This is a genomic window from Streptomyces sp. NPDC004838 (assembly GCF_053600955.1).
The window spans coordinates 178,815-205,684 of record NZ_JBSGAW010000005.1; the positions used below are offsets into that span (position 1 = coordinate 178,815).

The following is a 26,870-nucleotide window of genomic DNA, read 5'->3' on the forward strand; positions in this document are numbered from 1 at the left end:
GGCGGCGGGCGGACGGTGTCAGGCCGACGCGGTCTGTGGAGCGTGCGCCGCGCGGACCGCGGCGAGGGCGTGCGCCACGGGCACGACGTCGGCGGCGGCCATGTCGATCCGTTCGTACGCCTCGGGGTTGAGGATGGTCGTGCCGTCGAAGTCGCCCGCGCTGAGGTAGACACCGGCCGGTGCGGTCCACGCCTGGAGGAAGCCGAACAGCGGGCGCAGGGCGTGCTCGATCACCAGGGCGTGGCGTTCGGTGCCGCCGGTGGCTGCGAGCATCACCGGTTTGGCCGCCAGGGCGTACTGGCCGACCAGGTCGAAGAAGTGCTTGAACAGTCCGGGGTAGGAGCCGCGGAAGACCGGTGTGGCGGCGATGACGACGTCCGCTTCTTCCACGGCGCGCAGCGCTTCCTCGACGGGTCCGTCGGCCGACTCGCGGTCGGGGGTGGCGGGGAGGGCCGTTCCCAGGGTGTGGAGTTCGATGACGCGCCCGGTGATCGCGGTGTGCCCGGCGAGCGCGGCCAGGATGAGTTCGGCGAGCGCGGTGGTCTTCGACGGTGTGCTGGGGCTGCCGACCACCGCCACCACCTTCAGGGGCTCGGTCATGACGCGGCCTCCCGTACGGCACGGGTCACGCCCTCGGGGGTGTGGGCTGCCGGGGTGTGGGGGGCCGGGGTGCGGGCCGCAATCTCCCGGCGTACGACCGGGGCGACCTCGGAGCCGAGGAGTTCGATCGCCTTCAGCATCTCCTTCTGGGGCAGGTTGCCGAAGCCGAGCTGGATCATCATCCGGTCGTGCTGGAAGACCTCGTGCTGGGCCATGATCTTGTCGATGACTTCCTGGGTGCTGCCGAGGAAGAAGGCTCCGGAGGGTGACGCCTGGGCCTCGTACGCGAGCTTCGGCATGGGGACGCCCTGTCCGCGCTGGTGGTGGTTGGCCATCCAGCCCGCCTGGAAGTAGGGGTGCGAGACCTCGATGGCCTCCTTGTGTGTGGGGGCGACGAAGCCGGGAGAGTTGACCGAGACCTTCAGCCGGTCCGGGTCGTGGCCGCTCTCGGCCGCGGTCTGCCGGTAGAGCTCCACGAACGGGGCGAACTGGCGGTAGTTCCCCCCGATGATCGCCAGGAGCCGCGGCCCGCGATGATCTCGGCCCGGCCGCCGGAGAGCAGGTCCAGGGTCGCGAACTGCTGGAACACCCGGACCGGGTCGTCCGAGCTGAGGACGGTCACGGCGCTGGGGAGCGGATGTCACGGGTGTGCTCGGCCATCGCGGCGAGGACGACGGCGGGTGCGGAGACGGCGAAGTCCGTACGGTGGTGCTCGCCGACGGCGAAGACGTCGAGCCCCGCCTCGTCCGCGGCCTTCGCCTGTTCCACGAGCTGGCGCAGCCGTACGCCGGGGGCCGGCGGACGGCCGGTGACCGGGTCGGGCGTCAGTTCGCCGAAATGGTAGAGGCCGAGTTCGAAGGCCATGGAGAGGTCTCGCTTTCACAGATAAATCGTTGATTGCTCAACTAATAACTCCGACATGGATGCCCCCATTCCTCACGGAGTCGTACGGTATGCGGCAGCGGTCGCGGCGGGCTCGACGCACGGCATCAGCCGGCAGGATCAGCCGACGGAGACGGGCGGTGGGGGGCCGTCGGCGGGGGGCCGACGGCTGGGGCTGGGGCTGGGGCTAGGGCGTCGAGGCGGAGGGTGTCTACGCCGCGACAGGCACGATCAGCAGGCGTTGGCCCGGTCGTCGAAGCCGAGGGTGCGCCAGATGTCGGCGAGTGAGTCGAGCTGTTCGTCGCTGAGCTTGTCGAGGAATTCGCCGCGCAAGTTGGTCTGGTGGACCTTGCGGGCGCGGCGGTAGGTCTTGCGGCCCGCTTCGGTGAGGACGGCGTCGAAGCCGCGGGCGTCGTCGGGGCAGCGCTCGCGGGTGACCAGGCCCTTGCGTTCCAGGTCGTCCACGATGCGGGTGAGGCCGCTGCGGCTGATCAGCAGGGAGGCGGCGATGTCCTTCATCCGTACCCGGCCGCCCGGTGACTCCGCGAGGGTCAGCAGTACCTCGAAGGAGGACATCGACAGCCCCGCCTCCGCCACCAACTCGCCGTCGAGGTTGCGCAGCAGCTTGAGGTGGGTGGAGAGGAAGCCGAGCCAGACCGCTCGCTCCGTGTGGCTGAGCGCGCGCGACGGTGAGCCGGCCCGCCGGTCGGCCGGGGGGCGGCTCTCTGCGGTGCCGTCGGTGATGACGCTCATGGCTCCTCGTCTGTTTCGTTCCACAACGAATGATAGAGGGATGAGAGCCAGGGGCGGTCCGGTACTGCCGGGCCACCCCTGGCGTACTGCCCCGCTCGGAGCGCTCGGCACCGGAAGCGGTCGGGGCTCGGAACGGTCGGCGCTGCGGAGCGGGCGGGTCCGGACCCGTAGCGGTCAGCGTACGTACCGATCAGTGCACGGACCGGGTCAGCGCACGGACCGGGTCAGGACTCGGCGCGGGGGAGGATGAGCTTCTCGAAGCCGGAGACCATGCCGTACTCCAGGCGCAGGGCCTCAAGGACCGAGTAGGCGTGGTACTTGGTCATGACGTCGGCTCCGGCGAGGCGCTGGGCCCAGGTCTGGCCGTTGTCGGTGACCTTCTCCAGGGTCTTCTTCGTGACGTAGTTGGTCATCTCGTTGAAGTAGTTCTCCCACAGGACCCAGGCGTTGCTGAAGCCGATGCGCTCGATGTATTCGAGTTCCTCGCCGTTGTCGAGGGCTTCCTTGGCGTAGGTGACGATGTCGTTGGTGTAGTCGCGGGACGCCTTGGCGTCCTCGGGGGTGCCGTAGCGGTTGACGTGGCCGGAGACGACGCCCTTGAAGTCGTACTGGAGGATCCAGTCGTGCGCCTCGGCCCAGCCGCGGATGTTCTCGGAGGCGTCGCAGTGCTTGAAGGCGGACCATCCGGGGCTGATGATGTCGATCGCCGCGAGCACCTTCTGCTGCGGTGCGTAGATGAAGATGTTGCCCGGAGTGTGGTTGACGCCGTGGTAGTCCAGGTGGAAGCGGACGCCGTTGACGTCGAGGGTGTCGCTGGCGGTGATGGTCTCGGTGGGGGTGGGCAGCGGGCGTCCGCCGCCGAGGTCGGGCCAGCGCTCGATCATCTCGCGCGTGTAGTCGTGGGCGATGACCTGCGGCTTGTCGGCCGCGAAGATCCCGGCCGCGCCGATGTGGTCGGAGTGCCAGTGGCTGTAGACGAGGTGGGTGACGGGTTCGTCGGTGACCTCGGCTATGGCCCGCTTGAGGTTCTCTCCCAGCAGGGGCGGGGCGTCCACGACGACCACGCCGTTGCCGGTGCGGACGAACATCGTGTCGTAGGCGCCCGAGGTGACGTAGTACGCGCCGTCGTGGATCTCCTCGACGTGGTAGCCCTTCGCGAGCCGGTCGGGCAGGAAGAGGGCACCGTAGCCGTCGGCGGGTACGGGGCGGTAGTCGGCGAGGGTGTTGAGCGGCATCCCGGCCGCGCCGAGCTGGTGGCGGTCGGTGGGGGTGCCGGGCTTCTGGAAGTCGGTCATGGTGCTGTGTCCTTCAGGGGGTTGGAGCGCCGTGCGGGTCGCGCGGACGCGGGGGGTGGGGGGCGGGGTGTCACTCCCCGACGCGCAGTACGGGCTTGATGGCGGCTCCGCTGCGCGTGTCGGCGACGGCTTCGTCGATCTCGTCGAAGTCGTAGGTGGTGATGAGCCGGTCGAAGGGGAAACGGCCCGTGCGGTAGAGGTCGATGAGCTGGGGGATGAACAGCTGCGGAATGGAGTCGCCCTGGGCGATGCCGCGTACGGTCCGGCCGCCGAGCAGCGCGTTCATGTCGACCTCGGCACGGGCTCCGGCGGGCGCGCCGCCGATGAGGGCGGCGGTGCCGAGCGGCGCGAGGGCGTTCACGGCGAGGGTGAGCATCCCGGGCCGGGCGGTGATCTCCAGGACGTAGTCGGCTCCTCCGTCGGTGATCTCCGCGATCCGCGCGGCGACGTCCTCCTCCCTGGCGTCGACCGTGTGCGTGGCACCGAGTTCCGCGGCAAGTTCCAGCCGCTCGGGCACGATGTCGACGGCGATGACCGGTGCCGCGCCGGCGGCCTTGGCCGCCATGACGGCCGCCAGGCCGACTGTGCCCGTGCCGATCACGACGAGGGACGACCCCGCCGGTACGCGCAGTGAGTTCAGGACGGCTCCCGCACCGGTCTGCAGTCCGCAGCCGAGCGGTGCGAGGAGCTCCAGCGGGAGATCGTCGTCCACCTTGACCACATTGCGTTCGGTCGCGAGCGCGTGGGTGGCGAAGGACGACTGGCCGAAGAAGTGACCGTGGACCTCGGCGCCGTCGCCGTCCCGGAGGGCGTTGGTGCCGTCCAGCCGGGACCCGCCGAAGTTCGCGGGGAAGGACCGGGCGCAGTACGCCGGGAAACCGCTGAGGCAGGGGCGGCAGTGGCCGCACGACTGGTACGTCATGACCACGTGGTCACCGGGGACGACGGTGGTGACCGCGTCCCCCACCCGCTCGACCACACCCGCGCCCTCATGACCCAGCACGGCGGGCAGTGGCGTCGGCAGATGCTGGTCACGGACGTGCACATCGGTCTGGCACACACCGCTCGCGACCACCCTGACCAGAACCTCGTCCGGGCGCAGGCGGGCGTCGAGAGTCAGCTCCTCCCTCACGAAGGGGCCGCCCGTCTCGCGCACCACGGCGGCCGTGACCGCGAGGACGGGACCGTCCGGACCGCCCAGCCGGGAACCCTGAGCTGTCGTCATGATCGTTTCTCCAAACCGGATGCGCTCCGGGGTCGGCGTCGGCCGTTCTCGGGGCGGTGATCCCTCTGACGCCCGAAGGGGCGCGGAATCGGGGTGGAAGATTCCGGGCGATCGGACGGCCGCTACGGAGGGCCGGGCCGTCGAGCCCATATAGTTCGTTGCGCAACGAAATATATGCACACATTCGAACGAGGGTCAAGCACCCACGGACGCCTCTCGACCCACCCCGGAAGCAACCTGCGGCACAGCGGCACCTCATCGCATATAGTTCATTGGCGAACGAACTAAAAAGCAACCTAGACTTATCTTGATCAGGGAAAATGCCAGAGACCTTGGCTCGGTATGGAACAAGAACACCCTCGGCAACCCGACCGGGAACCAGCCTGCCCGGCGTCCCCGCGAACGCGGGTGCCCGCACCCGAGGGCAGGGCGCGGCTCCCCTCGCCGACCGCCCGGCCGACGGAAATGGACACCGGAAAGCTCCCGCCACCGGCCGCCCCGCTCGGGTTCCTCCTCCCAGCGGCCGGGGCATCAGTGAGAAAGCGGAACCATGCCCCAGACACCTCCCCCTCCCCTTCGCTCCCGGCGGGCTCCCCTTCAGTCCCGGCGGACTCCTCTTCACTCCCGGCGGGACGAGGCCCCGGCCGCGGGGCCGCCCCTTGACAGTGCCGGCCCGGAGCAGTCACGGAGTGGGCTGCGGGCAGTCCTGCTGCCCGTCACGATCGCCGTGACCGTCGGAGCGATCTTCATCGGCGTCTATCTCTCCGCCTTCCACGCACCCGTGGCCCGCGATCTGCCCGTCGCCGTCGTGGGCGGACCCCGCGACGCGGCGGCCCTCCGGGAACATCTGGAGGAGTCACCCGCGGGCACCTTCCGGGTACGGACCGCACCCGATGCCCGGTCCGCCCGGCACGCCGTCGAACGCGGGGAGGTCTTCGGCGCGCTGATACCCGGCCGCGACGGCGACCGTCTGCTGTACGCGGGCGCCCACGGGCCGTCCGTCACAGCGCTGATCCTCGACGAGTTGGGGCACTCACGGCAGGGCGGCGGGGAGACCGAGGCGGTAGACGTCGTTCCGCCGTCCCCCAGGGACACCCGCGGCCTGGCGGTCTTCTACACGACCTTCGGCCTGGTGCTCGCCGGCTACCTGTACGGGATCATGACGTACCAGCTCGCGCCGCGGCTCCTCATACGACGACGGCTGACCGCCCTCGCCGCCTTCGGGGTCATAGGAGGGCTGACGGTGGCCGCCGTCGTCTCGGCGTTCGGCGTCCTGCCCGCACCGTTCGCGGGCGTCGCCGCCCTCGTGGCACTCGTGGCGCTCGCGGTCGGCGCGTCCACCATGCTGCTGGTCAGAGCCCTCGGCGTACTCGGATCGAGCGCCGCGGCCGTCCTCTTCATGACCGTCGGCAACGCCACCAGCGGAGGCAGCCTGCCACCCGAGTTCCTGCCCGTGTGGCTGGAGCCCTTCTCCTCCCTCCTGCCCGTCGGCGTTGGCGTACGGGCCGTCAACGGCGTCGCCTACTTCCACGGCGAGGGCGTCGTCGGAGCCGCCGCGATCCTGGCGGTCTGGACAGGGGCGGGCATCGGCGGGCTCTTCCTCATGGAGCGCATCCGCACCCGCCGCGCCGGGGCGAAGAAGACGGGACACCACCCCGCACCCCCGAGCCCTGATCACCACCCAGGAAACAGCCGTGACGCACCGAGCACATAGTTCATTGACCAGCCAGCCAAATGAACTCTCCCGACGCCTCCGGCTCCCCGCCACACCCCGCACCGCCCCGCCCAGCCGTCCGGACGAACCCACGGACCAGACGGATCCACGGACCAGACGGATCCGCGGACCGGACGGATCCACGGCCTCACGGACCGCGCCCGATCCAGCCGGAACACCCGGTTCCGCGCCCCGCCGCACCCGCACCGCCGCACCCAACAGTCCGGCGACGCACCGGCGACACAGCACACCACCCCCATTGGAGACATCCGTCATGACCACCGAAGGAACCCTGCACGCCCGTAACTTCATCGACGGCGTCTGGACCGACTCCGACACCATCGGCGAATCCACCGACCCGGCGACCGGTGAGGTCCTCGGCACCTACGCCGACGGCGGACGCGACGAGGCGACGGCCGCCATCGACGCCGCCCGGAAAGCGTTCACGACCGGGGACTGGGCCCGCGACCGGGATCTGCGCGCCAGGGCGCTGTTCGAGATGGCCGACCGGATGGCGGAGCGCCGGGACGAACTGGTCGCCCTGCTGTCGCGGGAGAACGGCAAGATCCCCTCCGAGGCCGCGCTGGAAGTCGACCTCACGATCTCCAAGATCCGCTACTACGGCGCACTCGCCCTCACCGAATCCGGGCGCGCTGCGGAGGTCAAGCCCGGCCTCTACTCCATGACCCTGCGGCAGCCCGTCGGCGTCGCCGGGGTGATCGCCCCCTGGAACTCCCCCGTCATCCTCTCCGTGCGCTCCTTCGCCCCCGCACTCGCCGCCGGAGCCACCGTGGTGCTGAAACTGCCGGGCCAGACCGCGCTCACCAACCACCTGCTGTACGAGATCGTCGCCTCCACCCGCAGCCTGCCGCGCGGGGTGTTCAACGCCTTCACCGAATCCGGCAGCCAGGGCGGACGGCTGATCGTCGCCGACCCCGGCGTGGACGTCATCAGCTACACCGGCAGCACCCGCGTCGGCCGCGCCATCATGGCCGACGCCTCCGCCTCGCTGAAGGGGATGTCACTGGAGCTGGGCGGAAAGACCCCGATGATCGTCTTCGACGACGCCGACCTCGACGCCGCTGTTCCCGTACTGACCAAAGCCGTCACCACCTTCACCGGCCAGTTCTGCATGACCGGCAGCCGGATCCTGGTCCAGCGCGGCATCGCGGACGAGCTGCGCACCCGCCTGACGGCGGCGCTGGAAGCCGTACGCGTCGGCCCCGGCACCGACCCGGACAGCGAGATGGGCCCGCTGATCGACCAGGCCAACGCCGACCGCGTCCACCGGATCGTCGAGGACGCCTCCGCCTACGCCAAGATCCTCGTTCGCGGCGGCCGGATCACCCAAGGCCCCCTCGCCAAGGGCGCTTTCGTCCGCCCCAGCCTGGTGGAAGTCACGGAAATCGACCGGCCCATCGTCCAGGAGGAGGTCTTCGGCCCCGTCGCCACCTTCGAGGTCTTCGACGACGAGGCCGACGCCATCGCCCGCGCCAACGCCACCGAGTACGGACTCGCCGCCTCCGTCTGGAGCCGAGACGCCGACCGGCCGCTGCGCGTCGGACGCGAACTCGACGCCGGCACCGTCTGGGCCAACACCTGGGCCGTCATCGTCGACCAGATGGAAGAAGGCGGCTTCAAGCAGAGCGGCAGGGGCCGCCTCAACGGCGAACGCGCCCTGGAGGAGTTCCAGGAGATCAAGCACTTCGTCCACCACGCACCCCGCACACCCTGACACCCCGCACGCCCTAGCACCCCGCCACCAGGTGGCGCGTACCGGACGGCCGTCGGCCCGTGACGGGCCCGCGCCGACGAATCCGCGCGCGTTCCGGTCCGGCGACCGTCAGGCGCGAATTCCCGCGCGAACCGTCCCGGCGGTCGTCCGGCCACCCGGAACACTCACAGGCACACCCCCGGAACCGAGGCCCGACTCGGGGACCCGACTCGGGCCCGGCTGGGTCCCCGGCTCAGGGGCCCGGCTCAGGGGCCCGGCTCAGAGGCCCGGGGCCTGCCGGAGCCGTACGCCGGCTGGCGTCGGCGTCAGTCGAGCACGGCCGTGCACTCGACTTCCACCATCAGCCCCGGAAGCGCAAGTCCCGTCACGCCCACGATCGTCTGCGGCGGGTTCGCCGCGTCGCCGGTGACCTCGCGTACGGCGGTGCCTATCGTCGCCAGTTCGTGCGGGCGCGTGGTGTAGATCGTGCGGCGCACGATGTCGTCCCAGCCGACGCCCGCCGCGGCCATGGCCTTCTGAAGATTCCGCATCGACGCGACCACCTGCTGGTGCAGATCGTCCGGACCGATCACCGCGAGGTCCGAGTCGAGCGCGACCTGCCCGGCGAAGTACACGATCTTCTGCCCCTCGGCGATCGCCAGGTGGCTGTAGGTCGGCGCGGGGTGCATCTCGGGGGGATTGACCAGTCTGCGTGCCACAGTTGCTGTCCTCTCGGCTCGTGTCCACCTCACGGCGGACAGCAAAAACGTATACTCATTAGGGACCCCTTGACAACAGATCATGGTGATGTGGAAGCTAATAGAGCCTAACCAATAGACCCTTAGGTGGTTGTCATGGCGAAAATCGAGAGACTGGCGCATGTGGGTATCCATGTCCGTGACATGGATCGGTCCTTGGCCTTCTACCGAGATGTCCTCGGGCTGCAGGTCACCGACGACGACAGCGCCCACGGCATGGTGTTCCTCAGCTCCCGGCCGGAGATCGAGCACCATGAGGTGCTGCTCTGCGGCGGGCGTACGGCCGGGGATGACGTGCTGCTGCTCCAGCAGATCTCATTCCGCTGCCCGACGCTTGAGGACGTGCTCGCGTTCTACCGGCGCTTCCGCGAGCACGATGTCCGCATCGAGTACACGGTCACGCACGGCAATGCCATCGGCGTCTACTTCTTCGACCCCGACGGAAACCGCTGCGAGGTGTACTGGCCCACGGGGCTGACGGCCAAACAGGGATACCTGGAAGCACTCGACTTCACCCGCCCCGCCGAGGAACTCGTCGAGCAGGTACGGCGCTCGGTCGCCGAACACGGTGCCGACGGATACGTCGACTCGCAACTGCTCCGCGGCATCGACGTGGCCGCCGACGAACACGTCGCCGGATCCTGATCCGGCCCTGATGTGAGGGAGACGCCATGGACACCGCACTGCTGATACTGCGCCTGGCCCTCGGCCTCGTTCTCCTCTGTCACGCCGCGCAGAAGGCGCTGGGCTGGTTCCGCGGGCCGGGGCCGGCCGGCAGTGCGGCGTTCTTCGACGCGCTCGGACACCGGCCCGGCCGGCGGATGACACAGCTGGCCGTGGCGTGCGAGGCGGTCTCGGGCGTGCTCCTGCTGCTCGGACTCGGTACCCCGCTCGCGGTCGCCGTCGCGACCGGGACGATGCTCGTCGCCGCGCTCTCCATGATCGCCAAGGCGGGCGTCTTCTGGAACACGCTCGGCGGCGGGGAGTACCCCTTCCTGCTGGCGGTCATGGCGGCGTCGATCGGGTTCGCCGGACCGGGGCGGTGGTCGCTGGACGAACTGCTCCTGGGCTCATGGCCGGGGTGGAGCGGTCCGGCCGCGGTGCTGCTCGCGATCGTGGCGTCGGCGGTGCCGGTGTCACGGGCGATACGGGTGCTGCGGGCCGAGACCCCGGTGGGGCGCGACTCCGCCGGGTGACCCGGGCCGGGCGGCCGCGGGGCCGGGCCGGGCACACCCAGCCTCCCGCGACCGCATCACTGGCATCACCCCGCATCACCCCACGTCACCCCACGTCACCCCGCATCACCCCGCATCACCCCGCATCACCCGCTGAACAGACTCGGTGAAGTGCGCTTCCGTTCCGACGCCGTCGGCACGCCGGTCCCGGCCGTCGTCCGGCAGAAGGACCGGCGGCCGGATTCGCCTGACCGCTGAGCCGTACGTCGTCGGCATCGCATACGTCACCCGGCATCGCGCACATCGCCAGGCGTCACCCGCACCGGCCCCTTCCACGGTTCCTCACACACTGATCACCTCGAACCGCACCAACCACATCAACCGCACCAACCACATCGATGACTGAGAGAGGGCCTGACCTATGAGGCTCATCGGATTCCGCGACGGCCGCGACCGCTGGATCGGCGCCGTCGACTCCGCGGGCAGGATCTCCCCGATCGCCCTGGCAGACGCGTTCTACAGCGATCCCGTCCGCCTGCTGGAGGCCGCCCGCCAGCGACCCTCGTCCTGGGTGGAGCCCGGTACGGACACCGAGCCCGCGCCGCCCGTTCCGGCGACCGCGAAGGTGCTCTGCGTCGGACTGAACTACCGCGCCCACGCCGACGAGGCGAACGCCGAGGTCCCGGACCACCCGACCGTGTTCGGCCGCTGGGAGTCCACCCTGATCTGCGACGGCGAGGCCGTCCCCGTGCCCTCGGCCGAACCCGGCCTGGACTGGGAGGGCGAACTCGCGGTCGTCATCGGCGAGACGCTGACCGACGTCTCCGAGGAGGACGCCCTGCGCGGAGTACTCGGATTCACCTGCTTCAACGATGTCAGCGCCCGCGGACGGCAGTTCGACACCACGCAGTGGACCCTCGGCAAGAACCCCGACCGCAGCGGGCCCATCGGCCCGGCCGTGGTGACGGCGGACGAGTGGGGCGGCCCGGATGGCTGGTCCGGCCGGAAACTGACCACCCGGGTCAACGGCGAGGTCGTGCAGTCCGCCGACACCTCCGAGATGATCTTCCCCATCAGCCGGATCCTCTCCTATATCTCCCAGACCACCACACTCCGTCCCGGAGACGTGGTGGCGACCGGCACCCCGGCCGGCGTCGGCTTCATCCGTACCCCTGCGCGACTGCTCACCCCCGGCGATGTCGTCGAGGTCGAGATCGAGGGAATCGGAGTCCTGCGGAACCCGGTCGTGGGCCCCGAGGGCCGGCCATGACGTCAGGAGCCCTGGCCGACCTGGTCGACTGCCCGGTGTGGCGGCCCGTCGGCCGGGCGGCGGGATGGGCGGGAACCGCGGACGTCCTGGGCTTCAACCGGGCCTGGGACCCCCGCCCCGAGTCCGTCGTCGGCGCGGTCACCGCCGACGACGTCTCCGCCGCCGTCCGGTTCGCGGCCGGGCGGCAGCAGAAGGTCGCGGTCCAGTCCACCGGACACGGGCTCGTCCACGACGCCGCCGACGCCGTCCTGATCAGCACCCGCCGGATGAAGGGCGTCACCGTCGACCCCCTTCGCCGTACGGCACGGGTGGCGGCGGGCGTCCGCTGGTCCGAGGTCGTCGAGGCCGCCGCACCGTACGGACTCGCCCCGCTCAACGGCTCCTTCCCCGGCGTCGGGGTCATGGGATTCACCCTCGGTGGGGGCCTGGGACCGATGTCACGGGCGTACGGATTCGCGGCGGACCACGTCCGCGAGATCGAACTGGTCACGGCCGACGGCAGCGTGCTCCAGGTCGACGAGGACACCGACCCCGAACTGTTCTGGGGCCTGCGCGGCGGCAAGGGCAACTTCGGGATCGTCACCGCGATGGAATTCGGCCTCGTCCCCGTCGCCCGGTTGCACGGCGGCGGGATCTACTACCGCGCCGAATCCGCCGCCGACGCTCTGCACACCTATGTCGACTGGACCCGTGACCTGCCCGAAGAGATCACCACCTCCATCGCACTGCTCCGGCTGCCGGCCGCCCCGGAGATCCCGGAGCCCCTGCGGGGCAGGTTCGTCGTCCATCTGCGCGTCGCGTATCTGGGGGATCAGCGGACGGCCGAACCGCTGCTCGCGCCGATGCGCCGGGTCGGCGGCATCCTGGTGGACGAGGTCGGGGACATGCCGTACACGGCGATCGGCTCCATCCACAACGATTCGCCGGTCCCGCTGGCCTTCTGGGAGCGGAGCGCCATGCTCGGCCTCCCCTCCACGGCCGACCTCGACGCGCTGCTGAGCGTCGCCGGCCCCGGAGCCGAACTGCCCCTGGGGATGGTCGAGCTGCGCCAGCTCGGCGGCGCGGTCCGCCGTACGCCGTCCAGCCCCAACGCGGTGGGCGGCCGGAACGCCGAGTTCGTCCTGCTCACCGTGGGCGAACTCGCCACCGAGGGATCCGGCCGCCACGACGGCGCGGGAGAGGTGCCCGAGGCGGGGGCGCGGGTGATACGGGCCATGGCCGCCTGCGACACCGGTGGCACCCTCCTCAACTTCCAGGGCGCCGACATAGCCCCCGAGCAGGTGAGACGCGCCTTCGACGAGGAGTCGTACACGCGCCTGCGCCGGCTGAAGCAGATCCACGATCCAGGTCATAGGTTCGGATTCGGGCATGTGATTCCCGCAGGCACACAGGAGTGACCATGGCGAACGCGCGAAGACGGCCGGACGACGGCCGCACCCTGCTCCTGCACGGCGGGACGATCCATCCGCTCGGCTCCGACCCCGGCGCCCATGAGGCCATCCTGCTGCACGACGGCCGGGTCCTCGCATTCGGCGACCGCCGGGACCTGCTCCGCGATGCCGGACTCCGGACGACGGAGATCGATCTCCACGGCAGAACGGTCATGCCGGGGCTGATCGACATCCACCCCCATATGATGCAGCAGGCCGCCCAGCTCGCACCGCTGGTGGATCTCACCGACGCGGTGGACCACGCCGACATCGTCGCCCGCATCGCCGAACGCGCGCGGTCGACGCCCCCCGGCGAGTGGATCATCACCACACCGGTCGGCGAACCCTTCTACTTCCTGCGGCGTTCCTACCGGGACCTCGCCGAGGGAGTGCTGCCGGACCGCAGGGTGCTCGACCGGGCTACCAGCGAGCATCCCGTGCTGATCCAGGCGTGGGCGCCGGTCACCCCGAACATCTGCGCCTTCAACACCGCGGGCCTGCGGCGCGTGGGCATCACCGACTTCATCCCGGACCGGGTGTGCGACGTCTGGATCGACAAGTACCCCGGCCCGTCCGACGGCGGAGACGGCTCGGTGACCGGGATCCTGCGGGGATCGGTCAACCAGATCTACAACTTCGACCCGTTCTGGACGCAGATCCTCAGACAGTTGCCCCTGATGACCGCCGACCCGGCGGAGGTCACCCGCGCGGCCATGGCCTCGTACAACGCACTCGGTGTGACGAGCGTCTACGAACCGCACAATATGACCCCCGCCTTCCTCGACGGCTACCGCCGACTCCATGCGGAGGGCGCGCTCACCACCCGAGTCGCGGTCTCCATGGAAGTCGAGAACTGCGCCCGGCCGCCCTTCCAGCCGTTCACCATGGCCGAGTTCGAGGAGTCGATGGTCCGGGGCCGCGAGGCGCTCGACGACGGTGACGACCTGCTGCGGGTCACCGGACTGACCCTCGCGGCCTCGGGTGCTCCGTGCTGGCCGGGACATATGCAGATGCCGGAGCCGTACGACGATCCGTACGGGCGGCCGACCAAGGGGACGCAGTTCATCTCACCCGAAAAGATCGAGGCGTTCGCTCGGTTCTGTCTGGAACACGGCATCCGGGCCAACTTCCTCGCCTCCGGACTCACCGACCACGACACCATCCTCGGTGTGCTCGACACTCCGGACATCGGCTCCCGGCTGCCCGGCCGGTCGTGGATCGTGCAGCACGCCCCCGTCATCACCGAGCCCCAGGCCCGCCACTACCAGCGCCTCGGATTCGACCTCACCACCTGCCCCGGGTTCGCCTGGGCGAAGGGGGAGATGTACGGGGAGCGGATCGGCCCGCACATCTGGCGCGACGCCGGGCCGCTCAACCGCCTCCTCCGGGCCGGTCTGACCGTCGCGTGCGGCACGGACTGGGGGCCGAAGAACCCATTCGAGCAGATGCAGCTCGCCCAGACGCACACCTTCGCCGTCAGCGGGCGCGGCAATGCGACGCCGGACCACGCGGTGACCCGGCGTGAGGCCGTCGACATGTGGACGACGAACGGGGGGCGGGTGCTCCGCTCACCCGGCCTGGGCACCTTGGAGCCCGGCGCGGCGGCGGACCTGATCGTCCTCGACCGCTCCCCGCTGACCTGCGACATCGATGAACTGCCCGGCACTCGGGTGGAACTGACACTGCTGGCGGGCCGGGCGGTGCACGATCCCGGCGGCCTTCTCGGCTGACGCCCGCCGGGCCGACCCCATCGGCTGACGCCGCTCCGTCAGCCTCTCCATCGCCTTCCCCCCGGCCTTCTCCGCGGCCTCGGCAGGGGGCTTCCGGCTTCCGGTCCCGGCAGGACCGTTGCCCCCTTGTCCCACCCACGCCCTCCGGCGTGCGGACCCACCCCGTCCGCACGCCCACCCGACCGCGCACTCCCCGTGCGCCCGTCTGTCCGCCCGTGCCTGCCAGGGCTCACACCGCCATGGCCGCGCGGTCGGGAGGACGGAACGAACCGTCGTGAGGGCCCACCCCTGGAAACCGCCTTCAGGGCCGGTGCCCCTGAGCAGAGCCGGTGACCCCGAGCGGGGACACCTGCCGCGACGCCGTACCCGCTCCGCCACCGCCACCGCCCGGAGCCGTACCAACCCCTTCACCGCCCCGGCCCACGCCACAAGCCCACGCCGGGGCGAGTGCTCCCCACACCGTCATCCCCCCCTCATCCTTCATCCGGTCCGGTACATCCGGGAGGTTCGAGATGCGAGACCCCGTCAGCGCGACCCCGCCGCCCGCGCCCACATCAACGCCCACGCCCACGTCAACGCCGACGCCCACGCCCGCGCCCGCGCAGGCCGGCAACCCGCGCCGCGTCGCCACGGCCTGCATGGTCGGCACCATGATCGAGTGGTACGACTTCTACATCTACGGTCTGGCCGCGGCCCTGGTCTTCGGCCCGCAGTTCTTTCCCAGCCTCTCCCCGCTCGTCGGCACCCTCGCCTCCTTCGCCACCTTCGCCGTGGGCTTCGGCGCCCGCCCGCTCGGCGGTGTGATCCTCGGTCATTTCGGTGACCGGGTAGGCCGTAAGACCGTCCTGGTGGTCGCCCTGCTGCTCATGGGCCTGTCCACCTTCGCCATCGGCCTGCTGCCGACGTACTCCCAGATCGGGATCTGGGCGCCCGTCCTCCTCGTCCTCCTGCGCTTCCTCCAGGGCGTCGGCCTCGGCGGGGAGTGGGGCGGAGCGGCGCTGATGGCCGTCGAACACGCCCCGAAGAACAAGCGCGGACTGTACGGAAGCGCGATCTCGCTCGGGATTCCCGCCGGTCTCGTGCTGGCGAACATGGCCTTCCTGGTCATGGCCAGGGTGGCGCCCGGCAGCGCCTTCGCCGACTGGGGATGGCGGCTGCCGTTCCTCTTCAGCGCCGTACTGGTGCTGGTGGGGCTGTGGGTCCGCATGAACGTCGCCGAGAGCCCGTACTTCCAGCAGGCGCGGGAACGCGAGGAGAAGCAGCGGCTGCCGCTGACCGAACTGCTGCTCAAGTACCCGAAGCAGGTACTGCTGGCGGCCGGATCATTCATCGGCAACAGCGCGATCGCGTACATCGTGATCGTCTATCTGCTGACGTACTCGACCACTGTTCTGGACCTGCCGAGGCAGCGGATCATGTGGATCATCCTCATCAGCATGAGTGCTCTGGCGGCCTCCATCGCCCTGTCGGCGTACTACTCCGACCGGCTGGGGCGACGCCGGGTCTATCTGGCGGGTTCGGTCGGCTGTCTGCTCTGGTCGTTCGCGTTCTTCCCGCTGATCGACACCGGCTCGACGGCTCTGATCGCGGTCGCCGTCACGGTGATGAACACCTTCTCCGGGATGGTGCTCGGACCCCAGCCCGCCCTGTTCGCCGAGATGTTCACCACGAAGGTGCGCTACAGCGGGGCCTCGCTGAGCTACCAGCTCGGCGCGCTGCTGGGCGGTGCCATCGCGCCGATCGCGGCCGCCTCCCTCTACGAGTGGGCGGACCATTCCTGGTCGATCACCGCCTATCTGGTGGCGATGTCCCTGATCAGCCTGATCTGTGTGTGGGCGTTCAACGAGACGCACAAGCGGGACCTCGGTGAGGACCCCCGCCCCGGGCGCGGCGCCGCGCCCGCACCGCGGCCCGGCAAGGGACTGGAAGGCGCGGCCCGATGACCCTGCCTTCCGGGACGACCACGCGACCCGGACTCTCCGGCACCTTCGGCATGGTCTCCTCCTCGCACTGGCTCGCTTCCGGAGCCGCGATGGCCATGCTGGAACGCGGCGGGAACGCCTTCGACGCGGTGGCCGCCGCGGTGTTCACGCTCCAGGTCGTGGAACCGCACCAGAGCGGCCCCGGCGGGGACATGGTGGTGATCTTCGCCGGTGGCGAGGGTTCGTCGGCCACCGTCCTGTGCGGGCAGGGGCCCGCTCCGGCCACCGCGTCGATCGGGGCGTTCCACGGGTTCGGGATGGACCTCGTCCCCGGATCGGGGCTGCTGCCCGCGACGGTGCCGGGGGCCACACCCGCGCTGCTGACGCTCCTGCGTGATCACGGCACCATGCGGTTGCGCGAGGTGATCGAACCGGCCGTCGGATACGCGAGGTCGGGTTACCCGCTCGGAGCGGCGGCGGCCGGGACGATGGAGGCGATGTCCGAGGTCTTCGCCACGCACTGGCCCTCTTCGGCGGCGGTCTATCCGAGCGGGGCGCGGGCGCCGCAAGCGGGTGACCTCTTCACCCATGAGCGGCTGGCCATGACGTACGAACGGCTCGTACGCGAAGGGGAGGCCGCCGGGTCGGGGCGTGAGGCTCAGCTCGACGCCGCGCTGTCCGCCTGGAGCCAGGGCTTCGTCGCCGAAGCGGTGGACTCCTTCACGAGCCGGCCGACGCCGGACGCGACGGGAGTGCGGCACCCGGGATTCCTCTCCGGTCAGGACATGGCGCGGTGGAGTCCCGGATACGAGGCCGCCGCCTGCGTCGACTTCCGCGGATACACCGTGTGCAAACCCGGTGCGTGGAGCCAGGGGCCGGTCCTGCTCCAGCAGCTGAAGCTGCTGGAACCGCTCGATCCTGCCCCCGGTACCGAGGAGTTCGTCCATGTGGTGACCGAGTCCGCGAAGCTCGCTTTCGCGGACCGGGAGGCGTGGTACGGGGACGGGCCCGATGTGCCCCTGTCCGAGCTGCTCTCCTCCGGGTACGCGGACGAGCGCCGTGCGCTGCTCGGCGAGGAGGCGTCGCTGGAGCTGCGGCCCGGCGCGCCCGGCGGGCGGGCTCCCCGGCTGCCGGACCTGGCGGCGACGGCGGCGGGGCGCACGGCGGATGTGACCACCGCCGAGCCGACCCTCGGGACGGCGGCGGCCGGGTCCGGTGCCGGGAGCGCGGCCGGTGGGAACAGAAGGGGCGCGGCCGGTGGGAGGGGGGCGACCGGTGGTGACACGGTGCATGTCGATGTGGTCGACCGCTGGGGCAATATGGTCGCCGCGATGCCAAGCGGCGGCTGGCTGCAGTCGTCGCCGGTCATCCCCGAACTGGGTTTCGCGCTGGGCAACCGGCTGCAGATGACCTGGCTCCAGGAAGGGCTCGCCGGTTCGCTGGTGCCCGGCCGCCGACCCCGTACGACGCTGTCGCCCACGCTGGCGCTGCGTGACGGGCGGCCGGTGCTGGGCTTCGGGTCGCCGGGCGGGGACCAGCAGGACCAGTGGCAACTGCTGTTCCTGCTGGGGCATGTGACCGGCGGACGGGACCTCCAGGCCGCCATGGAGACTCCGGTGTTCCACAGCGCGCACTTTCCCGGCTCCTTCTACCCCCGGCAGGCGCGTCCGGGGCAGTTGGTGGCGGAGGAGCGGCTGGGGGACCGTGTGCTCACCCGGCTCGCGGCGCGCGGGCACGATGTGCTGCGGGTGCCGGACTGGTCGCTCGGCCGGATGTGCGCCGTCGGCCGCGCCCCGAACGGCCTTCTGTCGGCCGCGGCCGATCCTCGGGGCGGGCTGAACTACGCGCTGGGACGGTGAGGCGGTGCCCCGGCCTCCGACGGCCGGGGCTCCGTCGTGTGGGGCTCCGCCATGCGGGGTGTGCCCGCGGCCTGATCGCGGTCCGGCTGCCAGCCCGCGTCCGGGACCGTCCCCCAGGAGATGTCGGGGTCCGTCCGGGGGTTCGCGGCCGCCGCCACCTCGTCTGCGGGTGTGGTCATCGGATTGAGCGCATGGCGTTCGGCGGCTCTGCCCGCGGCTGCGACGTCGCCCGCGATGATCGCCTGCACGAGATCGATGTGGATGTCGAGGCGGTGCCGCTTGTACTTCGCGTGCTCCTCCAGGGTGTGGTGCGGTACCACGTCCGCCGCCTGGTCCTGGATGAACTGCACCAGCCCCAGGTACATGGTCTGCAGGATGTGGTTGCGCACGATCTGGGCGATCCGCTCGTGCAGTCGCCAGTTCGCCCGCAGGAAGCGGGCGGGGTCGTGGACGGCCTCGGCCATCGCGTCGATGAGGACGCGGAGATCGGCGATGTCCCGGGCGCTCCGGAACCGCGCGGCGTCGCGCGCGACGACGGGTTCGAGGCCGTCGCGCACGGTGAGGGCGTCGATGACGCTCACCGGTTCGCTGTGCACGGTGAGCAGGGTCTGACCGAGTCTGACCACCGGGTCCGTGGGTGCGACGAACAGCCCGCCGCCGGGGCCGGGGCGGAGGATGACCCGGCCCTGGGCCTGCAGGAGCCTGACCGCTTCGTTCACGGTCGCGCGCGCCATTCCGCTGTCCCGGCGCAACTCGTCCTTGGTCGCGATGCGGTCACCGGGCGTCAGTCGTCGGCGGGCGATCAGATCTTCGATGTATTTGGCCAGAGTGTCGGCCTTTGGAGCGTTTCCAGACAGCGCCATGGAACGAGTATAACCAAAAAGCCCTGAGGGGGATTGACAGCGGATGCTGGCGGTAGGCACGCTCTAAATGAACCTAATCATTAGGTTCATTCGGATCACTTCCCGATGTCGGTGCCAGGTCATGCCCGGCCACGCTCATCGCCCATGCCACTCGCGGCCGCCCGGCCGCACACCCGGTCCCGTGGCCCCGCCGGACGTCCCGGCGACCACGTGTCCTCCGCTACGAGAGCCACCCATCCGCCGAGCAAGAGAGCAGGGCCCGCCCGTGACTGGATCACCACTGGACGCCCATGGGGTCACTCCCCCGGCCGACACCGTCCTGACCAATGGCAACATCCTCACCGTCGACGCCGACTTCAGCTCGGCGCGCGCCCTGGCCGTGACCGGCGGGCGGATCGTCGCAGTGGGCACCGAGGACGACGTACGGCCGTATATCGGCCCCGACACCCAGGTCACCGACCTCGGCGGCAGGACCGTCCTGCCGGGCTTCATCGACACCCATGGGCATCTCGGCCTCTTCGGCCAGGAGAAGCATCTGCTCAATCTCGACGGGGCGGATTCGATCGCCGAGATCTGCGCCCGCATCGCGGAGGCCGCCGCGACCACTCCGAAGGGTGAGCCGATCGTCACCACCCCGGTCGGCGACCACCCGTACTTCTTCCGGGTGCCCGAGTGCATCGCGGAGGGACGCCTCCCCAACCGGCACGATCTGGACGCGGTCGCGCCGGACCACCCCGTCTACATCACCGCGCCCACCAACCGCGTCCCCAACAACGCGATCTTCAACACGCTCGCGCTGCGGCTCGCCGGACTGCTCGACGCGGAGCCCTTCGCCAAGGCGCTGGCCGGGGAGGGCATGGAGGGCGTCTCGGTCACCGACGAGTCGTACTGGCTGGACGGCATCGAGGTGGTGCGGGATCCGGAGACCGGCATCCCCACCGGTGAACTGCACAATATGCAGCCGATCTACAACCCGTCCCGCTTCTACGACCGGATCACCCCCTTCGTGCCGCCGGCGACGTACGAGTCGATCCGCGAGGGCATCCGGCTGATGGCGCCGGACTTCCTCGCCCGCGGCACCACCACACTGCTGGAGAACCACCTCACCGTTCCCGAGGAGGCACGGGCCTTCGCCGAGCTCGACCTGCCCCTGCGGATCTTCTACGCCCATGAGATCGACGCGACCCGGCCCCTGGACGAGATCGAGCGGATGATCCGCACCGTCTCCTTCACCGGCACCGAGGGCTTCGGCAACGACCACCTGGGGTTCGTCGGCATCAGCATCGGTGTCGACGGTCCGCACTGGCACGGGACCGGAGTGTCCCACCAGCCCTACCGAGGCCCGGACGGCACGATGATCAACCCCGATCCACTGGTTCCGGAGGAGACCTACCGCGCCGTCATCGGCATGGCGGCGCGGCACGGGGTACGGGTCCACACGGCGGCCGCCGGCACGAGAGCCATCCAGATCGTGCTCGACGCCTTCGACGCCGCCGACAAGGAGTTCCCCATCGCGGACCGCCGGTTCGTTCTGGAGCACTGCGAGTTCCCCTCGCAGGCCCAGATGGCCGAGTTCAAGCGCCTCGGCGTGGTCCCCACCACCACGACCAACTTCCTGTGGGGCAAGGTCGACGAGGTCTTCATCGGCCGTCTCGGCGGCGGGGACTTCGCGGAGAACGCCATCCCCCTGCGCTGGTGGCTCGACGCCGGACTCCCGGTCTGCCAGGAGACGGACTGGGGCCCGATGAACAACATGTTCACGATCTGGCAGTCGATGGCCCGGCAGTCCGGTCTCACCGGCGAGGTCATCGGGGCGCACCAGCGCATCAGCCGTGAAGAGGCCATCCGCCTCTTCACGACCAACGGCGCCCACGCCCTCTTCAAGGAAGACGATCTGGGCTCCATCGAGGTCGGCAAGTTCGCCGATCTGATCGTCGTCTCGGACGACCCCATGACCTGCCCCGAAGACGCCATCAAGGACATCGAAGTCCTCGTCACCATGATCGACGGCAAGGCCGTTCACGGACACGAGGCACTGGCCCGGCTCAAGGAGACCGTATGACCACCGCGCAGGACATCCACTTCACACCGGCGAGCGAGCTGGCCCACCGGATCCGCAGGCGGGAGCTGTCCCCGGTGGAACTGATGGAGACCGTCATCGCCCGGATCGAGGACCGCAATCCGGAGATCAACGCCATCATCCACAAGGCGTACGACGAGGCCCGGGAGCGGGCGCGCGCCGCGGAGAAGGCGGTGATGAGCGCCGCCCTGGGTGCGGACCTCGGCGTGTTCCACGGGGTGCCGACGGTGATGAAGGACCTCTTCGACTTCAAGCCCGGCTGGCCGTCCACGATGGGCGGGGTGCGTGCTCTCGCCGGCTATGTGCCCGACTTCTCCTGCGTCTGGGTGGAGCGGATGGAGCGGGCCGGCGCCATCATCGTCGGCAAGACGAACACCCCCGTGCTGGGCTTCCGCGGCCATACGGACAACCCGATGTTCGGCCCCACCAGCAACCCCTTCGACGTGACACGGAATGCCGGTGGCTCCTCGGGAGGCAGCGCGGCGGCCGTGGCGGCGGGCATGGTGCCCTTCGCCGAGGGCACCGACGCGGGGGGTTCCATCCGGGTCCCCTCCGCCATCTGCGGGGTCTACGGCTTCAAGTCCTCCGCGGGGCGCGTGCCGGCGGTCATCCGGCCCAACGCCTTCGGCGGTGTGAGCCCGTTCGTGCACGAGGGCATGATCACCCGTACCGTCCGGGACGCCGCCATAGGAACGGGAGTGCTCTCCGGGGCCGACCCCCGTGACCCCTTCAGCTTCGGCCTCCCCGCCGACTTCTCCGGCGACCTCCACCGCGATGTGCGGAACTGGCGGATCGCCTACAGTCCCGACTTCGGCACCTATCCCGTGGATCCGAAAGTCGCCGCGATCGTGGAACGCGCCGTCCGGGTCTTCGAGAACGCGGGGGCGAAGGTCGAGAAGATCGACATCGATCTCGGGTTCAGCCACCGCGAGCTGAGCGACCTGTTCAACCGTCATATCGCCGTACAGAACATGGAGACCGTCCACAATCTCAGGTCCCAGGGCGTGGACCTCCTCGGGGAACACGCCGACGACATGCCGCGCGAACTCCATGAGTCGGTGGCCGCCGGGGAGCGAATGTCCGCCTCCGACGTCTCACGGGACCAGATGCTGCGGACGCGGGTCTACGACGTCCTGCAGGGAGTGTTCGATGACCACCAACTGCTGCTCACACCCACGGTCGGCACCACGGCCGTCCTCAACGCGACGAACGGAGAGACCAAGGGGCCGCACGAGATCAACGGCGAACTGGTGGAGCCGCTCCTCGGCTGGTGCCTGACCTATCTCATCAACATGACCGGCAACCCCGCCGCCTCCATCCCCGCCGGGCTGACCGCCGAAGGGCTGCCCGTGGGGCTCCAGATCATCGGCCGTCGACAGCAGGACGGTGACGTGCTCGCGGCCAGTGCGGTGTTCGAGGACCTCCAGCCCTGGCAGCACACCTATCCGGGACGGACGGAGGCCGCGACTTCCTCCTGACCCCGCCTCAATGGGACACGTGATCAGCCTCGCGGGCCTCTCGGTGAAGGGACGGACCGCCGTCGGGAGCACGGACCGCCGTCGGGGAGCGCCGACTCTCCGGGCGGCCCGCCGAGGCTGAACTCGAGATGCCGCCATGGTCACTCGGCGCCGACGCGCGGCCGCTGCCGGGCTCCCCCGCGTCGGCGAGCCGCGTCACCAGCGCGGCGGTGAATCCCGCCGAACGACGGTGTCGACCCGGTCCGGCCGGGCATAATCTGGCCGAATTCAGCCAGTCCGGGGGGCAACGTTCATGGCAAGAAAAATCACTCAAAGCCACAGCCCAGGGGAAGCGCCGAGCTTCAGCACTGAACTGCGACGGCTCCGGGACGAGGAGGGTCTGACGCTGCGCGCGCTGGCGCGCGAGTTGCGGTGGAATCCCGGAGATCTCAGCCGGATAGAGCGCGGGCTGCGCCGCCCCAGCGTCGAGTTCGCACGCATGTGTGACCAGGTGCTGGACGGCCGAGGTCGCTTGCTGGCCCTGCTCCCGGAATCGGAAAGCGGGAGCGGGAAGGGTCACGGACAGGTGCCCGCGCGACCCGCCGGGCCGCAAGCGGCGGGTGCCCGGAGCGCCGGGGTGTCTCAATATCCGACTCCATCCGATCCGGACGGGGAGGACGGTCGACGCGCGAAGGAGAAGCGGCGCGTGGGAGAGGCCGCCTGGATAGCCGACCCCCGCGATTCCGCCGCCGTCGCGACCGTGTTCCGGGCGTCGGCGGCACGGTTGAGGGAACTCGGCCGGCAGGTGCCCGCGCGGATCGTGCTGCCCTCCGTCGCCGAACAGGCCGAGACGCTCCGGGAGACCGCGCTCGCCGGCCGGACCCCGGACCGCTCGCTGCTCCGGCTTGCCGCGCACACCGCCGAGTTCGCGGGCTGGATGGCCCAGGAGTGCGGAGCGAACACCTCCGCCCGACGCTGGACGGCCGAGGCCGGACAGCTGGCGTCGCGAGCGCGATTCCTTGATCTGCGCGGCTACAGCAAGGTGCGTCAGGCCGAGTTGGAACTGTACGCGGGCCGCGCCGACGAGGTCGTCGAACTGTCCGAGCGCGTCCATCACGACGACCGGTACGGCCGACGCGTACGGGCCTTCGCGGCACAGCGTGCCGCCCAGGGGTACGCGCTGCGCGGCGAGGCCGTCGCCAGCATGCGCGCCCTGGACCAGGCACGCGAACTCTGGGGCGACCAGCCGGACGAGTCACCTGACGGGCTCCCGCTCGGCTCGGCGGTCATCGGCGACGCCGATCAGTTCGCGCGCGGCTGGTGCTGGTTCGACCTCGGCCGGCCCCGGCTGGCGGCCGAGCTGCTCGGCCGGGGGCTGGGTCGCGCCAACCACATCGAAGGGCGGCGCGTGCGCGCGCTCTTCGGGGCACGGGCCGCGCGGGCGCTGGCCGAGGTGGGCGAGATCCAGGAAGCGGTGGAAATGGGCCGACGCTCCCTCCAGGCGGCCTCGAAGACCCAGTCCGCGACGGCACTGGGCGAACTACGGCTCCTGGCCACGGCGCTGGAGCGTGCTCCGCACCACCCCCCGGCAAGGCACCTGGCGCGGCGGCTGCGCTCGCTGCCGGCCTGGAACGCCGCGGACCTCCGAGGGATGTCGTGAGCGACACGTCCCACCCGGCGGCGAACAGCCGGGCACAGAGACCCGCGTCCGCTCCGGGTCCGGGCCGGGCGTCCGGCGCAGCCGTGGGGAACCCGTACGCTCCGGCAGGTCCGAAACCCTCGAGGGCTCCGTCAAATCCGCTGGGTCCGGGTCCGGCAGGTCCGGGGGGTCCGGCGAATGCGGCCGATCCGGCGGTCCCGGCGGCCGAGGGGGATCCGGCAGCGGGGCCGGAGAGCTGTGCCTTCTGCCCGCTGCTGGCCGAACCCGCCCACCCCGCCGTCGTACGGCGCTGGCCCGAGGCGGTGGCGCTCATCCCGCGCGCGCCGGTGACCGAAGGCCACCTCATCGTCGTGCCGTACCGCCATGTCATCGATATGGCCGCGGATCCCGGGGTGTCGGCGGCGGCGATGTACCACGCCGCGGAGCTGGCGCGCGAGTGCGGACCGTGCAATGTGATCACGAGCCGGGGCGTCGAGGCCACCCAGAGCGTGTTCCATCTCCATCTGCATGTGGTCCCGCGCCGGGTGGGCGACGGGCTGGTCCTGCCCTGGGGTCTGCCGCGAGGCTGAGGCGGACACCGGTGCGTGCCCGCCCCCGCCCCCGCCCCGTAAGAACGGCCGAGCCCGGCCATCGGCCCTGGCCGGATGGTCGGCGGAGCGCCAAGCGGATCAGACCCTAGCCCTTGGGGGATCAGGCCCCGCCCCTGTTGGAAACCCGGCTGGGGGCTGGCCCCCGGCCCTCTTCGAAACCCGGCCGGGGTCCGGCCCCGGCCCGAAGCCAGGACTCACTCCTTGACCACTTCCCACACCGGCTGATGGACCAGCACCGGCCTGCTCTGGTCCTCCTCCGTCGTCATCACCGGCATCCACAGAGCACGCGTGCCCCGGCGGTTGACCAGCGGACACCTGGTCCCGCAGCCCGGACAGCGGATCGGGCCCGATGTCAGTTCCCGTTCCGGCACGCCGAAGTAGCCGAAGGCGTCCACCCCGCCATTCCGGTCCGGGGCGGCCAGAAAAGCATCCCAGTCGAATGCGCCCGGAGTCCGGCCGGGCGAGGAGCATCGGGGGCAGGGGATCCGTACGTCGGACCAGAACCGCTTCTGGACGACCTCGGGGTCGTGGAAGCCGAAGAGTCGGTTCATGGCCCAGGCGAGTGGGCGGGCCGGCCCGCTCGGGGCGATCTGCGCTTCGGGCGCCGCGGTGACCGGATCGCAGTTGTTGATGAGGAGCCTCAGCCGCTTGACGTGCTCGATCGTCGGCAGCGGGAGCCCGATGTCGTCCAGAGCCGCCCGCAACGGCCGTGTACCGGGACTGCCGTGCTGGGTGAGCAGAGCGCCGTCCAGTCGGTGCCGGGGCAGGAGGCTCTTGTCCGCGGGGTTGCGTCTGGACGTGCTGTACAGCAGATACACGATGCACATCAGCTCGCCGACGCACCAGAAGGAGTCGAGGTAGTCGTCGGTCAGATAGACGATGGCGCGACGGGCCGCGTTGATCTCGCGCAGGAGCCGCGCGATGCCCTCCCACATCTGGGCACGGGTCACCACCTCGGTGGCGTACGAGTACTCGCAGGGCGGGACCATCCTGACCGTGGTGCCGTGCTCGCGCTCGAAGCCGGCCCGCCACTCCTCGGCGTCCCGCTGATGTGAGCCCCGGAAGCTGAGGAAGTGCTCGGCAGGCTTGTCGTACATCCAGTAGTGCCCCGGATGCGCGGGCGACTCGCCCTCGTCCGATCCGTCTACGCCGAGACGGATCCGGAGTTGCCGGGCCAGCCACGCCCCTATCCGGTCGTTGTCGAAGACCTCGCCGTGCACCGGGGCGAACTGGTTCAGCGCCAGGACGTTGCGCGGCAGCGGGGTGCGGCTCACCAGGATGTTCTTTCGGCGGGTCTTGGTCAGCATGCACAGCGCGTCGTAGACGCCGCGCTCGTCCTCCACCGAGGCGTCCCAGACGATGCAGTCGGTACGTCCGTACTCCGCGCGCACCGCGTGGGCACGGTTCATGGGCGGCCGGACGACGTTCAGCGTCATGCCGAACCTGCTTGCCAGTGAGGATATGTGACGGTCCAGCAGGTCCTGGCCGCCGTCGGTCGCGGGCACGAATGCGGTCAACCGGTTCACGGCCGCAGAGCGTAGCGGCCACGGCCGCGCGGGCGACACGGTTACCGAATGGTCGGCAACAGCGCAACAGGGCGAGCTACGCCGCGATCCGGCGCAGGCACCGCGCCCGGCGTACGGCTCCGCGCGGCCCCGCGCAGCGCACCGCGCGCCCCTGGTACGCCGTCACGCCCCTCGCACGGCGTCGCCCGACCCTGATCGTCGCCCGACCCTGATAGGTACTGCAGGCACCGCGACCGGCCGCGATGCGCGCGGCCCGTCGCCGCATTCCCTCGCGGGCAACACCGCAACACTGCCGCCCCCTCCCCCGTGTCGCACACACTCGGTCCGACAGCACGAAGCAGTGGTGCCGGGGCCGTTCGGCCTGCTG

23 protein-coding genes and 1 pseudogene are annotated in these 26,870 nt (G+C 70.5%); 14 read left to right on the top strand and 10 right to left on the bottom strand.

The features are described from left to right. Window positions 1–18 precede the first annotated feature (18 nt). The 7 genes from ACWEFL_RS08335 to ACWEFL_RS08365 all read right to left on the bottom strand — a co-directional run bounded on the left by ACWEFL_RS08335 (window position 19) and on the right by ACWEFL_RS08365 (window position 4,755). Entirely contained in the window at window positions 19–600 is a 582-nt protein-coding gene (locus ACWEFL_RS08335; RefSeq protein WP_451709233.1) for an NAD(P)H-dependent oxidoreductase, read from the bottom strand. Then, window positions 597–1,076: an LLM class flavin-dependent oxidoreductase gene (locus ACWEFL_RS08340; RefSeq protein ID WP_451709235.1), complete on the bottom strand. Its 480-nt coding sequence runs from the start codon at window positions 1,074–1,076 to the stop codon at window positions 597–599. The genes ACWEFL_RS08335 and ACWEFL_RS08340 overlap by 4 nt, the downstream gene beginning before the upstream one ends. Beyond that, a complete protein-coding gene (locus ACWEFL_RS08345) occupies window positions 1,022–1,222 on the bottom strand; it encodes an LLM class flavin-dependent oxidoreductase (RefSeq protein WP_451709237.1) in 201 nt (66 codons plus the stop codon). Before ACWEFL_RS08345 ends, ACWEFL_RS08340 begins: the two co-directional genes overlap by 55 nt. Continuing rightward, window positions 1,219–1,464: an LLM class flavin-dependent oxidoreductase gene (locus tag ACWEFL_RS08350; protein ID WP_451709240.1), complete on the bottom strand. Its 246-nt coding sequence runs from the start codon at window positions 1,462–1,464 to the stop codon at window positions 1,219–1,221. The genes ACWEFL_RS08345 and ACWEFL_RS08350 overlap by 4 nt, the downstream gene beginning before the upstream one ends. 249 nt (window positions 1,465–1,713) lie before the next feature. Beyond that, window positions 1,714–2,235 carry a MarR family winged helix-turn-helix transcriptional regulator gene (locus ACWEFL_RS08355; protein WP_451709244.1) on the bottom strand — a complete coding sequence of 174 codons (522 nt, stop codon included), beginning with the start codon at window positions 2,233–2,235 and terminating at the stop codon, window positions 1,714–1,716. Window positions 2,236–2,459: 224 nt separating this feature from the next. After that, the gene (locus ACWEFL_RS08360) at window positions 2,460–3,530 is read right to left on the bottom strand and encodes an MBL fold metallo-hydrolase (protein WP_451709247.1); all 1,071 of its coding nucleotides are present in this window, start codon (window positions 3,528–3,530) and stop codon (window positions 2,460–2,462) included. 70 nt (window positions 3,531–3,600) lie between these two features. Further along, window positions 3,601–4,755 (bottom strand): NAD(P)-dependent alcohol dehydrogenase, encoded by a 1,155-nt coding sequence (locus ACWEFL_RS08365; protein ID WP_451709250.1) that lies wholly within the window; start codon window positions 4,753–4,755, stop codon window positions 3,601–3,603. A gap of 727 nt (window positions 4,756–5,482) precedes the next feature. Between ACWEFL_RS08365 and ACWEFL_RS08370 the strand changes: the two genes are divergently transcribed. Then, entirely contained in the window at window positions 5,483–6,469 is a 987-nt protein-coding gene (locus ACWEFL_RS08370) for an ABC transporter permease (RefSeq protein WP_451709253.1), read from the top strand. Between the two features lie 274 nt (window positions 6,470–6,743). Next, on the top strand, window positions 6,744–8,204 hold the full coding sequence (locus ACWEFL_RS08375; protein WP_451709256.1) for an aldehyde dehydrogenase family protein: 1,461 nt from the start codon (window positions 6,744–6,746) through the stop codon (window positions 8,202–8,204). A 305-nt stretch (window positions 8,205–8,509) separates the two neighbouring features. Here the strand turns inward: ACWEFL_RS08375 and ACWEFL_RS08380 are convergent, their stop codons facing one another. Further along, window positions 8,510–8,902, bottom strand: coding sequence for a RidA family protein (locus ACWEFL_RS08380; RefSeq protein ID WP_451709258.1), 393 nt, complete (start codon window positions 8,900–8,902; stop codon window positions 8,510–8,512). Between the two features lie 135 nt (window positions 8,903–9,037). On the opposite strand from ACWEFL_RS08380, the gene ACWEFL_RS08385 reads away from it, so the two are divergent. The 7 genes from ACWEFL_RS08385 to ACWEFL_RS08415 all read left to right on the top strand — a co-directional run bounded on the left by ACWEFL_RS08385 (window position 9,038) and on the right by ACWEFL_RS08415 (window position 18,327). Further along, window positions 9,038–9,586 carry a VOC family protein gene (locus ACWEFL_RS08385; protein ID WP_451709261.1) on the top strand — a complete coding sequence of 183 codons (549 nt, stop codon included), beginning with the start codon at window positions 9,038–9,040 and terminating at the stop codon, window positions 9,584–9,586. Window positions 9,587–9,612: 26 nt separating this feature from the next. Then, complete coding sequence (locus tag ACWEFL_RS08390; RefSeq protein ID WP_451709263.1) at window positions 9,613–10,137, top strand: DoxX family protein; 525 nt, start codon at window positions 9,613–9,615, stop codon at window positions 10,135–10,137. A gap of 400 nt (window positions 10,138–10,537) precedes the next feature. Further along, window positions 10,538–11,386: a fumarylacetoacetate hydrolase family protein gene (locus tag ACWEFL_RS08395; RefSeq protein WP_451709266.1), complete on the top strand. Its 849-nt coding sequence runs from the start codon at window positions 10,538–10,540 to the stop codon at window positions 11,384–11,386. Further along, window positions 11,383–12,783, top strand: a complete 1,401-nt coding sequence (locus ACWEFL_RS08400; RefSeq protein ID WP_451709269.1) for an FAD-binding oxidoreductase — start codon at window positions 11,383–11,385, stop codon at window positions 12,781–12,783. The genes ACWEFL_RS08395 and ACWEFL_RS08400 overlap by 4 nt, the downstream gene beginning before the upstream one ends. A gap of 2 nt (window positions 12,784–12,785) precedes the next feature. Next, complete coding sequence (locus ACWEFL_RS08405) at window positions 12,786–14,546, top strand: amidohydrolase (RefSeq protein WP_451709272.1); 1,761 nt, start codon at window positions 12,786–12,788, stop codon at window positions 14,544–14,546. 512 nt (window positions 14,547–15,058) lie between these two features. Next, window positions 15,059–16,489 carry an MFS transporter gene (locus ACWEFL_RS08410; protein ID WP_451709275.1) on the top strand — a complete coding sequence of 477 codons (1,431 nt, stop codon included), beginning with the start codon at window positions 15,059–15,061 and terminating at the stop codon, window positions 16,487–16,489. Next, entirely contained in the window at window positions 16,486–18,327 is a 1,842-nt protein-coding gene (locus ACWEFL_RS08415) for a gamma-glutamyltransferase family protein (protein ID WP_451709278.1), read from the top strand. Before ACWEFL_RS08410 ends, ACWEFL_RS08415 begins: the two co-directional genes overlap by 4 nt. Here ACWEFL_RS08415 and ACWEFL_RS08420 read toward each other — a convergent pair. Further along, window positions 18,309–19,190 (bottom strand): FadR/GntR family transcriptional regulator, encoded by an 882-nt coding sequence (locus tag ACWEFL_RS08420; RefSeq protein ID WP_451709281.1) that lies wholly within the window; start codon window positions 19,188–19,190, stop codon window positions 18,309–18,311. The genes ACWEFL_RS08415 and ACWEFL_RS08420 overlap by 19 nt on opposite strands. A 265-nt stretch (window positions 19,191–19,455) precedes the next feature. Between ACWEFL_RS08420 and ACWEFL_RS08425 the strand changes: the two genes are divergently transcribed. The 5 genes and pseudogenes from ACWEFL_RS08425 to ACWEFL_RS08445 all read left to right on the top strand — a co-directional run bounded on the left by ACWEFL_RS08425 (window position 19,456) and on the right by ACWEFL_RS08445 (window position 24,956). Further along, window positions 19,456–21,252 carry an amidohydrolase gene (locus ACWEFL_RS08425; RefSeq protein ID WP_451709284.1) on the top strand — a complete coding sequence of 599 codons (1,797 nt, stop codon included), beginning with the start codon at window positions 19,456–19,458 and terminating at the stop codon, window positions 21,250–21,252. Next, window positions 21,249–22,748, top strand: coding sequence for an amidase (locus ACWEFL_RS08430; protein WP_451709287.1), 1,500 nt, complete (start codon window positions 21,249–21,251; stop codon window positions 22,746–22,748). The genes ACWEFL_RS08425 and ACWEFL_RS08430 overlap by 4 nt, the downstream gene beginning before the upstream one ends. 292 nt (window positions 22,749–23,040) lie before the next feature. Beyond that, a pseudogene (locus ACWEFL_RS08435) lies at window positions 23,041–23,256 on the top strand (helix-turn-helix domain-containing protein); the annotation flags it as partial. Window positions 23,257–23,433: 177 nt separating this feature from the next. Continuing rightward, entirely contained in the window at window positions 23,434–24,387 is a 954-nt protein-coding gene (locus ACWEFL_RS08440; RefSeq protein ID WP_451709513.1) for a hypothetical protein, read from the top strand. Between the two features lie 83 nt (window positions 24,388–24,470). Further along, window positions 24,471–24,956: an HIT family protein gene (locus tag ACWEFL_RS08445; protein WP_451709290.1), complete on the top strand. Its 486-nt coding sequence runs from the start codon at window positions 24,471–24,473 to the stop codon at window positions 24,954–24,956. Window positions 24,957–25,171: 215 nt separating this feature from the next. On the opposite strand, the gene ACWEFL_RS08450 is transcribed toward ACWEFL_RS08445, so the two are convergent. Continuing rightward, entirely contained in the window at window positions 25,172–26,503 is a 1,332-nt protein-coding gene (locus tag ACWEFL_RS08450) for a hypothetical protein (protein WP_451709292.1), read from the bottom strand. Window positions 26,504–26,870: the final 367 nt, after the last annotated feature.